Annotated in this window: 11 protein-coding genes; 10 read left to right on the top strand and 1 reads right to left on the bottom strand. The window is 40.9% G+C overall.

Annotated elements, in window-relative coordinates; translation table 11 throughout:
* The first annotated feature begins 247 nt into the window (after nt 1-247).
* The 4 genes from CKW03_RS19225 to fabD all read left to right on the top strand — a co-directional run bounded on the left by CKW03_RS19225 (nt 248) and on the right by fabD (nt 6,232).
* Nucleotides 248-985 (top strand): hypothetical protein, encoded by a 738-nt coding sequence (locus CKW03_RS19225; RefSeq protein ID WP_093099613.1) that lies wholly within the window; start codon nt 248-250, stop codon nt 983-985.
* Between the two features lie 12 nt (nt 986-997).
* Nucleotides 998-3,838: a TonB-dependent receptor gene (locus CKW03_RS19220; RefSeq protein WP_093099612.1), complete on the top strand. Its 2,841-nt coding sequence runs from the start codon at nt 998-1,000 to the stop codon at nt 3,836-3,838.
* Nucleotides 3,839-4,081: 243 nt separating this feature from the next.
* Nucleotides 4,082-5,311: a M16 family metallopeptidase gene (locus tag CKW03_RS19215; RefSeq protein WP_093099610.1), complete on the top strand. Its 1,230-nt coding sequence runs from the start codon at nt 4,082-4,084 to the stop codon at nt 5,309-5,311.
* A gap of 30 nt (nt 5,312-5,341) precedes the next feature.
* A complete protein-coding gene (fabD, locus tag CKW03_RS19210) occupies nt 5,342-6,232 on the top strand; it encodes an ACP S-malonyltransferase (RefSeq protein WP_093099609.1) in 891 nt (296 codons plus the stop codon).
* 236 nt (nt 6,233-6,468) lie between these two features.
* On the opposite strand, the gene metK is transcribed toward fabD, so the two are convergent.
* Nucleotides 6,469-7,722 carry a methionine adenosyltransferase gene (metK, locus tag CKW03_RS19205; protein WP_093099704.1) on the bottom strand — a complete coding sequence of 418 codons (1,254 nt, stop codon included), beginning with the start codon at nt 7,720-7,722 and terminating at the stop codon, nt 6,469-6,471.
* Between the two features lie 224 nt (nt 7,723-7,946).
* Here metK and CKW03_RS19200 point away from each other — a divergent pair, with 224 nt between their 5' ends.
* The 6 genes from CKW03_RS19200 (at nt 7,947) to CKW03_RS19175 (ending at nt 12,651) form a co-directional block, all read left to right on the top strand.
* On the top strand, nt 7,947-8,822 hold the full coding sequence (locus tag CKW03_RS19200) for a diacylglycerol/lipid kinase family protein (RefSeq protein ID WP_093099607.1): 876 nt from the start codon (nt 7,947-7,949) through the stop codon (nt 8,820-8,822).
* Between the two features lie 2 nt (nt 8,823-8,824).
* Nucleotides 8,825-9,175: a translation initiation factor gene (locus CKW03_RS19195; protein ID WP_093099606.1), complete on the top strand. Its 351-nt coding sequence runs from the start codon at nt 8,825-8,827 to the stop codon at nt 9,173-9,175.
* Between the two features lie 416 nt (nt 9,176-9,591).
* Nucleotides 9,592-10,422 (top strand): MotA/TolQ/ExbB proton channel family protein, encoded by an 831-nt coding sequence (locus CKW03_RS19190; RefSeq protein ID WP_093099604.1) that lies wholly within the window; start codon nt 9,592-9,594, stop codon nt 10,420-10,422.
* Between the two features lie 100 nt (nt 10,423-10,522).
* On the top strand, nt 10,523-11,179 hold the full coding sequence (locus CKW03_RS19185) for an ExbD/TolR family protein (RefSeq protein WP_093099602.1): 657 nt from the start codon (nt 10,523-10,525) through the stop codon (nt 11,177-11,179).
* A 9-nt stretch (nt 11,180-11,188) separates the two neighbouring features.
* Nucleotides 11,189-11,746 carry an ExbD/TolR family protein gene (locus tag CKW03_RS19180; protein ID WP_093099600.1) on the top strand — a complete coding sequence of 186 codons (558 nt, stop codon included), beginning with the start codon at nt 11,189-11,191 and terminating at the stop codon, nt 11,744-11,746.
* Nucleotides 11,747-11,769: 23 nt separating this feature from the next.
* Nucleotides 11,770-12,651: an energy transducer TonB gene (locus CKW03_RS19175; RefSeq protein ID WP_093099598.1), complete on the top strand. Its 882-nt coding sequence runs from the start codon at nt 11,770-11,772 to the stop codon at nt 12,649-12,651.
* Nucleotides 12,652-12,778: the final 127 nt, after the last annotated feature.

Raw genomic sequence — 12,778 nt, 5'->3', positions numbered from 1 at the left:
GGTCCAACGCCGATAGATTAATCGTTTGGAAAACAAGAAAACAATGCCAAAATCATTGAAACCCTGACTGAAGATAGAGTCTAAATACTAAATTCTTTATACTAAATACTCTCCAATTAAATGTAACAACTCCGTGATTAACCTCGTTTTACACTAATTTACACTTCTTGTGTTTTTCTTTGCTATGTATTCGGGAATATAAATTTTTTTCTTATACTGCTGGTAAATACAAGATTACTTGAATTGTATGAAAAGGAATATCATTATTGCCATTCTAATTTTTGCTAGTTCAACCCTGTTGGCGCAGAAGAAAAAAGACCGATATGCTATTTTACCCACTTTCCAAGTCCAGGTCGACGGAGACCTCAAGGAATGGGAAAATCAGCTATCTGTAATAGGTCAAGATTCCAGCTGGAGTTTTGCTGTTACAAACGACGCTAACTATCTGTACACCGCAGTTCAAATCAAGAACCTTGCCTTGCAACAGGAAGCAGCTCGAAATGGTATCATCGTGAATATCAACCCTGAAGGAAAAAAGAAAGATGGGGCTATTTTAGTCTTTCCGATTCCAGACAGCGAGTCAGTCAGAGCCATGGTAAACGACGAAAACCTCCCGAATATGAATGTTCGCGAAGAGTTGATCAAGCGAAGCAGGGGTTATGGTGTGAAGGGTTTTGCTCGGATTGTAGATGGTAGGCTGTCATTCGATAACACGTATGGCGTGCTGGCACTAGCAAAATTGATGGACAATGATGTTTTGGTTTATGAATCAAAAATTCCGATTCAGGCAATTGGTATCAAGGATCTAAAAGGTCCAATTGCTATCCAAATCATGATTAACAATAGATTTACCATATTACAGAAAACTATCAAGAGCAGACCTGACCCCAGGGGATCGATGTACGGTCGATACAGCCCGACGGTTAAAAGTCCGTATAAGACCAAGATTGATGCTTGGGTCTTAGGGAGGCTGAACAAGAATTAGTTTAATTGATATATGGATAGATTATTGAAAGCCTTGTTATGCTTATGCTTCATGGCGATGGGAATTACCGTGTACGGTCAATCTGGCCGTGTTGTATCTGGGATGCTTCGGGATACCGAATCAAGACCCATATCGGGGGCATCAGTGCGGTTGATGACTGCTACTGATACCATAGCAACCAGCTCCACCAATGCTGGTTTCTATACCTTTGAAAATGTTAAAGCCACAAAATTTAAGATCAGGGTGAGCAGCTTAGGTTTCTCTCCTTTTGAAAAGGAAGTGGATTTTCCTGCAGGGCAAAAGGAAATCCAAATCCCTAGTTTTGAATTGGCTGTCAATGAAAACCAAATCGAAGAAGTAGTTATCCAAGGTGTACTGACTGTGCAGGTTAAGGGCGATACGGTAGAATATTCTACCAAAGACCTCAAACTTCGTGAAGGATCGGTTGCTGAAGATGCCCTAAAGAAATTGCAGGGGGTAGAAGTTGACAAGGACGGGAATGTAACTGCACAGGGTGAAACCGTTACCAAAGTGAGGATCAACGGAAAAGACTTCTTCGGTGGAGACGTGAAAACCGCTACACAAAACCTTCCAGCTAATATTATCGAGAAAATTCAAGTCGTTGATGACTATGGTGACATGGCTAATGTGACCGGAAATAAATCAGGCGATTCGGAAAAGATCATCAATATCCAGATCGACCCTAAATACAATAAGGGATTTATGACCACGCTCCGTGCAGGATATGGTACGGACGATCGCTACCAAGCCACCGGTATGTGGATGGGGATGACCAATAAAACCCAAGTCTCCATATTAGGTAACCTTAACAACGTGAATGCTTCCCTGTTTGACTTCCGGACCATCGGTGGTGGAGCAAGGATGCGTCAAGGGGGTGGTGGGCGCCCAGGTGGTGGCGGCGGAATGTTTGGAGGCGCATCTGGTATAACCGATGTTGGGTCAATCGGGGTCAATATCCGTCATGATTTCTCTGAAACCTTGAAAGTATATGGTAGTTACTCTTATGGCAGGGATGACAATACAACCCTGACCAACAGTTTGACGAGCTATAACATGGGGTCAGATGGCGATAATCTGGAACAACGTTCAGACTCTACAGCTAATAATATAGTTTCAAGCCATCGTTTTGAAGCAAATTTAGAATGGAATATTTCGGATAAAGATTATATTAAACTTACTCCACAATTAGGTTTTTCTGGGACGAAATCAAATTCACATTCCGTAGGGAATTGGTTTGATTTTGTGAACGATAGGGAAACCAATGACAATAGGGTAGAAAGCGGAAACTTGGACGCGCCTAGGTTTGGGATCAGTGGTCTATACAATAGAAAGTTAAGCGATAAAGGAAGGAACTTCTTCATGAACTTCAATTATGATAATGCCGCTACAACCCAAGATTATCAAGGTGTATTGGATCGCTTAATCGAAGATCCGAACAACGCCAATACAGCTATGGTGGAAATCTATGAACAAACTATCCGTGAAGTCAACAATAAAAGCTGGAATGCTGGGGCTAGTGTATCTTATCTAGAACCGATTTCCCAAAATGGAAAAATTGAGATCCAGTACGACTTCAATAAAAATAATTATAACAATAAACAGAATCAGGATGCCTTTGATGAAGAAGGGGGTGCGTTACCTAATTTAGATGATCGTATCCTTAACTATCATTATGATCAGGATTATTCCTTTACCACCCATAGAGTCGGAGCAAATTATGCTTTTGAAAACGATAAGGTGAAATACTCCATCGGTGCTGCTGTTCAACCTTCTTTATTAAAAGGTACGACCTCAAGTAGTGATGACAATGCGATTATCGATCGATCTAACCTAAACTGGATGCCGATCGCAAGGTTTGAGTATAAATTCTCTAGACAAAAGAATTTGAGTGTCAATTATTCTGGCTCCTCGACGGAACCTAATATCAATCAGATTCTTCCTTATGCTGTCGGAAATTCATCAACCAATGTAGTATATGGTAACCCGAACCTGAATCCTGAATTCAGACATAGAATGATGTTGAGGTACCGTGGTGGTGATTTCCAAAAAGGGAATACCTTCTTTGCCATGATTAATGGTAACTTGACTTCAGATAAGATCGTGAGCTTCGTAAAACGTGAAAACAACCCTACAGGTGGTGTGATTTCGGAGACTAGGTACCTGAATGAAGCCGATCCGGTTTATAACTTGAGTTCATTCTATCACTTCGGTAAATCTCTAAAGGAAAAAACCTATAACTTGATGTTGATGGGAAGTGTGAACTTCAACAAGAACATTGCCTATACGGCCAGAGAGTTGAGTGCCACCGAAGGGATGAAGAATATTACGAACAACTGGGTATTTATGCAAGGCCTGTTTTTCCGATACAATCCTTCTGAAAACTTTGAATTGAATCCAGGGGTAAGATATTCATATAACTATAGCAGAAGCTCCTTAGGCAATTTTAACAATAACGTTTCCTCTTGGACACCTACCGTGATCGGTTCGGTGAACATCACGCCAACCACAATTTTCGGGGCAGACCTTTCCAAGACATTCAATAACGGTTATGGACCATTGACAAATGCTAATCCATTTATCATCAACACCTATATTGAACAAAAACTATTGAAAGACCAACGCGGAACCATCCGTTTCCAAGCATTCGATTTATTGAATGAGCAAACCAACCTTTCAAGAACCGTTCAAGAAAACATGACCATCGACAGGCAAACAAACCGCCTTGGTCGTTACTTTATGCTAACATTCACCTTCAAACTCCAAAAATTCTCTGGCATAGCCCCAACCGACAACGACGGCATGCCTCCTGGAATGAGAAGGCCTAGGATGTAGTAAATTAGATTTGAGTATTGAGATATAAGATTTGAGAAAAGGGCTCAAAATCTTGTTTAAAGATTATTTCAAACATATAAGGTCAGTGATTTTCACTGACCTTTTTTTGAACAAGATATTTATACCTCCTTGATTATTAATATATATTGATTTCCCATCTGCTTTTGCCGCTTTATCGTCCTCTCATATCTCACGTCTCACATCTCAATACTATTCCCTACCTTTGTCATTCAATTTTTCTATATGGATCATAAGATATTCCAACTTGATAACGGGTTGCGAGTTTTGTTTCAGCCCCATTCCTCTTCCATTACGCATATTTGTTTGATTGTGGATGCCGGATCTAGGCATGAGGAGTTCGGTAAGTTTGGAACGGCCCACTTTATTGAGCACTTGTTATTCAAGCGTACGGAACGCAGGAGCACCAATCAGATCTTAAACCGATTGGAATCCGTTGGGGGCGACTTAAACGCCTATACGACCAAGGAATATACTTGTATCCATGCTTCCTTTTTAAATCCTTATCTGGAAAGGGCATTGGACCTATTTGAAGATATCTTATTCCACTCGTTATTTCCGGAGGAGGAAATGGATAAGGAAAAAGAGGTGATCCTAGATGAGATGGCTTCTTACCTGGATAGTCCTGAGGAGTCCATCATGGATGATTTCGAAGATCAGGTTTTCAAGGACACTGGACTAGGCCACAATATCCTCGGACTTGAAGAGGACTTAAAGGCCATTGAGCAAGACGATATCAAACGTTTCATCGACCGACATTATGATGCTTCCAAGATCGTAATTGCCATCTCTGGTAATTATTCAGATAAAAAGGTACTTAAGATAGCGGATAAATGCTTTGGCAATCCAAATAACCATCAGTGGACACATGCAGCCGAAGACCTGGTCAAGCCAGGGGTTGCCATGATAGAAAAAGAAAGGCCCATCAATCAGGCCCATGTGGTTTTAGGGGGACCCGCTTTTGGAATCCATGATGACAGAAAAACAGGCCTCTTGCTATTGAACCATCTCTTAGGTGGTTATGGAATGTCCAATATCCTGAACCTTAATATCCGTGAGAAATACGGCATTGCCTATACCATTGAATCCAACTACAGTCTTTATTCGGACACTGGCCTATTCAGTATCTATTTTGGTACGGATGCTGAAAAAGTGGATAAAACCTTAAAACTGATTTATAAGGAATTGACTAAACTAAAAGAACAGGCATTAAGTGCACAAGCGTTGGAAAAGGCGAAGGATAAATTCAAGGGACAGATAGCACTCGCTGAGGAAAATAGGATGAGCCTGTTGATCGCCGAGGCCAAGAACATCTTAGATTATAATCGCGTAGTTGGTCTTCCTGAAGTGTTCAATAAAATTGATTTGGTCAGCTCCAAAGAGATATTGGACATAGCAAATGAGGTTTTCAGTAAAGAAAATCTTTCATCTCTTTCTTTTCTACCCGAAGATTAAGTATATTTTTGTTGAATTAAACAATTGCATATGAAAACAGCATATATTTTTCCTGGCCAAGGTGCGCAATTTGTGGGCATGGGTAAGGACTTATACGACTCAAACGAAGATTCAAAGGCTTTGTTCGAAAAGGCTAATGAAATTTTAGGCTTCCGTATCACCGACATCATGTTCAATGGAACTGAAGAGGATCTGAAACAAACTAAAGTAACTCAACCGGCTATCTTTTTGCATTCTGTGATATTAGCAAAAGCATTAGGAGATAGCTTTAAGCCAGCAATGGTAGCAGGGCACTCCTTAGGTGAATTCTCTGCATTGGTTTCTGCCGGAGCATTATCTTTCGAAGATGGATTGAAATTGGTTTCTAAGCGTGCAAATGCCATGCAAAAAGCAACGGAATTGGAACCGGGAACCATGGCAGCTATTTTAGGATTGGACGATGTAATTGTAGAAGAGGTTTGTGAACAGGTTGATGATATCGTTGTTGCGGCTAATTACAACTGCCCGGGGCAATTGGTTATTTCGGGTTCGGTTTCTGGCGTTGACAAAGCTTGTGAAAAACTCTTAGAGTCAGGTGCTAAACGTGCTTTAAAGTTAAACGTAGGTGGAGCATTCCACTCTCCTTTGATGGAAGCTGCAAAACAAGAATTGGAAGCTGCTATCCTGGATGTTGAAATCCAGGTTCCAGTTTGTCCAATCTATCAAAACTACGATGCGTTGCCTTACCAAGACCCTACTGCCATTAAAGATAATCTTATTGCCCAATTGACAGGTGCGGTTCGTTGGACCCAGTCTGTCGAGACGATGTTAGCAGATGGTGCTGAAAGTTTTGTTGAGGTAGGACCAGGTACGGTGCTCCAGGGATTGGTTAAGAAAGTTAATCGTCAAATTCCGACTTCTTCAGCAACAATCGCTGAGTAAAATAAAAAATTAATCATTATTAAATAGGAAGTAATAAGCCCCGCAATTTGCGGGGCTTACTCGTTTATGATATATGCCGGGACAGTGGAAAAATAGGGGTTAAATTTTCTGGGATTTCCCTTCACCTTATTCGAGACATATTCCGAATGTGTCTCGAATGAGGTCAAAGCAAGGTCTGAAGCATGGCACAAAAAAAAAGCTTGAAATTTTCAAGCTTTTTCATGTATGTTTTGATCTTAAAGACCAAATGCTTTTTTCACTGGCTCAACATAATCAAGCTTTTCCCAAGTGAAAAGATCCACTTCTAGAGTTTTGGTTTCGCCATTTGAGTTTTCGAACGTCTTGCTTACTGTTTTTGGGGTCCTTCCCATATGTCCATAGGCTGCGGTTTCCGCATAGATAGGGTTACGAAGACCTAAACGCGTTTCTATACCGTAGGGAGTCATATCGAAGATCTCGGCAATGACCTGAGCGATTTCTCCGTCTGTTTTGTTCACCTTGCTGGTACCATAAGTATTCACATAGATACCCATAGGGTCCTTAACGCCGATAGCATAAGAGATCTGAACCAGGATTTCATCTGCAACACCTGCTGCCACCAAGTTTTTAGCGATATGGCGCGTAGCATAGGCTGCAGAACGGTCTACCTTGGATGGATCTTTACCAGAGAAAGCACCGCCACCATGTGCACCTTTACCACCGTAAGTATCTACGATGATTTTTCTACCTGTCAGACCGGTATCGCCATGAGGGCCACCGATTACGAATTTTCCAGTAGGGTTGATATGGTATTTGATCTTATCTGTGAATAGCGTCTGTAGTTCAGGTTTCAATTGAGCTTTTACACGAGGAACTAGGATGTTTTCGATATCCGATTGGATTTTCGCTTGCATTTCTTTTTCAGAAGCGAAATCATCATGTTGTGTTGATATAACTATGGTATCGATGCGAACCGGTTTATGGTTGTCATCATATTCCAAGGTCACTTGCGATTTAGCATCAGGGCGAAGGTATTGGATTTCATTGTTTTCGCGTCTAAGAGCAGCAAGTTCATATAAGAGACGGTGTGAAAGGTCTAAAGCCAGGGGCATATAGTTTTCGGTTTCGTTATTGGCGTAACCGAACATAATACCTTGGTCACCAGCACCTTGTTCTTGTTTTGTGATACGATCCACGCCTTGGTTGATATCGGCGGATTGTTCGTGAATGGCCGAAAGGACTCCACAGGAATTCGCTTCGAACATATACTCGGATTTGGTATATCCGATCTTTTCGATAACCTGGCGAGTGATCTTTTGAACGTCCAAGTAGATTTTGGACTTCACTTCACCTGCTAAAACCACCTGTCCAGTAGTAACTAAGGTTTCAATAGCTACGCGGGCATCTTCATCCCAAGCGAGGAAGTTGTCGATTAAAGCGTCCGAAATTTGGTCTGCGACTTTGTCAGGATGTCCTTCAGATACCGATTCGGAGGTAAATAAATATGCCATAAAAATAATAAACGTTTGAAGGGAATAGCAGGCAGTATGTGAAAAATCATTTGTCCCGAATGGTTTTAGCACTTTTTTACTGTGGTTGCAATCTCCCATTTACATTATGATAATGCTAAATGCAAATCAGTCCACATTTTGTGTGGCACAAAGCTACGATACTTTGCAATATTTAAAAAGTATTTCAACCAAATTATTATCTTTAGCGGAATTAAATGACGTAAATGAGAAAGAAGCGCATACTGTTTGTAATCAATCCAGTATCTGGTGGGAAGAAGAAAACAACGTTTAATAAACAGGTACTCGAAGTACTGGATTTAAACAGATTTGACCCGACGTTTAAGATTACCAATCACGCTAATCACGCCTATGAACTTGCTAAATCTGCGATAGATGAGCAATATGATGCGGTCATTGCCGTAGGTGGCGATGGCACGATCAATGAAATAGGAACGGCCTTGGTCGGCAGTGATATTCCTTTGGGTATTGTGCCTGAAGGCTCGGGTAATGGATTGGCGCTCTATTTGGGTATCCCGATGAATGAGTCGGCTGCATTGCGCAGGATCAATAGATTTGAATCGGTGGGTATCGATTGCGGAAAGATTGGCGAGCGTTGTTTCTTCAACATTGCTGGGATCGGTTTTGATGCTTCAGTGAGTGATCGATTTGCCTCCGAAACATTTAGAGGGCCGGTCGGATACCTCCGCACCATTATTAACGTTATTAGTAAATACAAGCCTAAAAAGTATATCCTGGACATTGATGGAAAGGTCTACGAGCGGGAAGCCTTCATGATTTCGGTCGCGAATTCACCGCAATATGGCAACAATGCCTACATTGCGCCGAATGCATCTATTAACGATGGGGTGCTGGATGTATGTATCGTTCATAAATTTCCGTTATATACGTTGCCGATGATGATCTTCCATCTATTCAACAAGACGGCAGATCAATCCGAGTATGTGGAGATCATACCGGGGAAGAAGATCTGCATCGAGCAGGAGGGAAAGGCGCCACTACATCTGGATGGCGAGCCGATGGATTTAGGGAACAAGATTGATATTGAAGTGCAGGGCAATGCCCTCAAGATTATTTGTTAGTTATGGCAAAACAAAAAAAACAAAGATTTGAGGGGATCGTTTATTCGACCTCGGATGATTTTGACTATACGGATTCGAATGAGTTCGAGGAAGCGGATACGCTTCCCAATGAGAAGCAGAAACTGAAGGTAGGCTTGGACAAGAAGCAGCGGAAGGGAAAGGTTGTGACGATGGTGACGGGATTTATAGGATCCAGTTCAGATTTGGAGGATTTAGCCCGTAAATTGAAGCAACGCTGTGGCGTTGGGGGGAGTGCTAAGGATGGCGAAATATTGATACAAGGTGATTTTAAAGAAAAAATTATACAATATTTAAGTTCAGAGAAGTACCAAGTTAAATCCTTTGGTGGCTAAACATTGAATTGTCCTGTAAACGTTTAAAAAACAAAGAAATAATGGTGATTTGGTCAAAAAAGGTAGGCTTAAAGGCAGGGCGGATTGTAAGTAAACACTCACTTATTTTTAACATTTAACGATTTGATAATTTGCAATTCAAAAAAAAAATGGTTTTCATTGTAAAAAATATGGAATATTCAACCGTTATGTGATACGACAAAAGAAGCATTGATTTGAGAGCTGCTGAAGAACGTCAATGAGTAGGTAACACAGCCTAAAAGTTAAATAATCAGATATCTTCAAATTAATTTTGTTTTTAACAGAAAATGCTATATTTGTTTTGAATTAATGTAAAATAACGGCATTTAGCTTGCATTAAATTGAATTTAACTTAATAATTAAACAACAGTAAAAAATCTAAAAATTAGTAAAAAATGGCAAACGCACCAAAAACTACAACCCCAGCTAAACAAGAGAGTGGCAATGCGGGTAATCTATTTGCAAGTTTAGCAATTATCATTTGTCTAGTAATTGGTTTCTTGGTTTACAAGTTTGTGATGGGTGATCCTTCAAACTTTATCGATGAGAATCCAGCGAACCAACCAAAACCAGGTAACTACTACGGTATGGTTTACCATGCAGGATACGTAGTACCAGTTCTTCTTGGTTTATTCTTAATGGTATGGGTGTTTTCAATCGAGCGTCTTATCGTTATCGGTAAAGCGTCTGGAACAGGAAACGTAGGTAACTTCGTAAGAAAAGTACAAGGCTTATTGAGATCCGGTAACATTGATTCGGCTATCCAAGAGTGTGACAAACAAAAAGGTTCAGTAGCGAACGTTATCAAAGCTGGTCTTTTAAAATATAAAGATGTTGAAGCACATCCGGGATTAGATACAGAGAAGTCAGTATTAGCAATCCAAAAAGAAATTGAAGAGGCTACTACCTTAGAGATGCCAATGTTAGAGAAAAACCTAACGGTTATCGCAACCTTAGTATCTATCGGTACATTGACAGGTCTATTGGGTACAGTAACAGGTATGATTAAAGCGTTCTCGGCCTTAGCTACAGGTGGTGCACCAGATTCAGCAAAATTAGCAAACGGTATTTCTGAGGCCTTGATCAACACGGCTACAGGTATCGGTACATCAACAATCGCGATTATTTTCTACAACATCTTAACTTCTAAGATCGATACGTTAACATACTCTATTGACGAGGCTGGTTTCTCAATCGTACAAACATACGCTGCAAACCACAAATAAGAAGGTTCGAAAAAAAGTTGAATTTATTTTATGCATTGTTCAACGTTTTCGCATCATTATTAAAAAAGAATTAGAGTGTTCACATTAAAGAAGTAAAGAAATGGGAAAAGCAAAAGTAAAAAGAGCCAGCACATCGATCGACATGACGGCGATGTGTGACGTGTCTTTCTTGCTTCTTACATTCTTCGTTTTGACAGCAACTGCACGTCAGCCAGAAGTAATGCCCGTAGACACCCCTGCATCCACTACGTTGGATAAATTACCGGACGATAACTTAGCCGTTATTACTGTAGGTAACCAAGGGAAAGTATTTTTTGGAGAGAAGAACCCTGAGGTTCGCGTAAAGACTCTTAAAAATATGTCTGCAAAATATGGTGTTGCGTTCTCAGAACAAGACTATGAGAAGTTTAAAGGACTAGATGAGTTTGGAGTACCTTTCAAGCAATTGCGTGCCCTACTTTCATTACCAAATGACAAACGTACTTTAGAGGTTCAGCCAGGTATCCCTGTGGATAGCACCGAAGAACTTTCAAACGAGTTGTATCATTGGGTTCAACAAGCTCGCTTGGCAACGGTGGAATTCAACCGTGACCAAGAGACTAAAGTGAAGAACTGGTCAGATCCAGGAGCGATGAAAGTAGCTATCAAAGCAGATGCGGAAGAAAAGTACGCGGTAATGAATTTGATTATTGAAACACTGAGAAACCAAAAACAAAACAAATTCTTCTTTGTTACGGGTTTACGTCAGGAAAAATAATAAGAGAAAATGGCAGAATTAAATCAAGACTCCGGCGGCGGCAAAAAAGGTGGCAAAGTTAGGTCGAAGAAAAATGGAGGTCGTGTAGATCTAACCGCGATGGTGGATCTAGCTTTCCTTCTGATTACTTTCTTCATGCTAACAACTTCCTTGAACAAGCCACAAGCCATGGATGTTAACATGCCTGATAAGAATAAGGACATGAATGAGAAAAATCCGGAGATTGAGATCGCGGATAACCGTTCCATCACCTTATTGCTGGGATCAGATAACAAGATCGCTTGGTATTACGGTCAATTAGCAAACCCAATCTCGGCACCCGCTGTAGTAGACTATAGCAAAGAGGGAATCAGAAAGATCGTCCTTGAGAAGAAAGCTCAGGTTCCACAGGTGTCAGGAGGAAAAGACCTAATCGTCGTAATCCGTCCAAGTGACAGATCAGTACAACGTAACCTCGTTGATATACTAGATGAAATGAAAATCACTGATGTTAAACGTTTCATGATTTCGAAAATCAAACCTGAAGAAGTTGAGGTTTTGAAAACAAACGGAATCTATAACGAATAATTCATCAGACAAAAAGGAAAAAAATGATCGGTTCAAAATTAGATTTATTTAAGAAAGAATGGCTAGATGTCGTTTTCGAGAATAGAAATAAAGAGTACGGAGCATATGCACTGCGTAAATACGCACCAAAAGCTACCAACATCGCTTTATTCTCAGTTTCGGCAGTAGTCCTTGCTTTCACGGCTGTAAAAGCCTTCGATATAAAGCTTTTTCCTGAGAAACCTGTTGAGGAAGTAGTAGAAGTCACTCCAGTTACTTTAGAGGATCTAGAGATCCCTGAACCACCTGAAGAAGAGGAACCACTACCTCAAGAGGAAGAGCCACCTCAACGTATCGCGGAGGAACCACCGGCGGAAGACCTAATCCGTTTCCCAGAGCCTAAGGTTGTTGATGCGAGACAAGTAAAAGAAGAGGTTGTTTCTCAAGAAGAGATCAAAGAGAAAAACGCTACTCCAGCGCGAATTACCCTGAAAGGTACCCCAGGTGCATCAGGTGTTCCAACTGGGGAGTTCGGTCCGAAGAAAGTGGAAGGTGCTATCACCGGTAGTACAAAAGGAGTTGAGGACGGAGACGCTAACAAAGTCTATGACTTTGAGGCCGTTGAAGTTCCAGCATCTTACCCAGGTGGTATCAACGCATTCCGCCAGTTCGTGTCGACCACCCTTCAATATCCACAAGCTGCAATCGATGCAGGTGTGAAAGGTACAGTCGAGTTATCATTCGTGATCGACAGGACAGGTGCTTTGACAGATATTAAAGTGGTAAAAGACGTTTCTTACGGTACAGGTCAAGCAGCGATCACTGCATTGAAGAAATCAAAGAAATGGCAACCAGCTATCCAAAACGGTCGTCCGGTTCCAGTTCGTTATTCATTGCCAATTCGCTTAGACTTGTCGCAAATGTAATTCGGTATGTCGAATCATTCAACAAGAAATAATTTTAGACAGAAATCGCCCACACAGCGATTTCTGTCCATTTTAGGACTATTCATGTTCCTCTTTTATTTTGTGTTGGGATTATTGATCATCTTTT

This window comes from Sphingobacterium mizutaii (genome assembly GCF_900187125.1).
GTDB classification, from domain to species: domain Bacteria; phylum Bacteroidota; class Bacteroidia; order Sphingobacteriales; family Sphingobacteriaceae; genus Sphingobacterium; species Sphingobacterium mizutaii.
The sequence above is the reverse complement of the archived record's forward strand: the minus strand, read 5'-3'. Positions and strand labels throughout refer to the sequence as shown.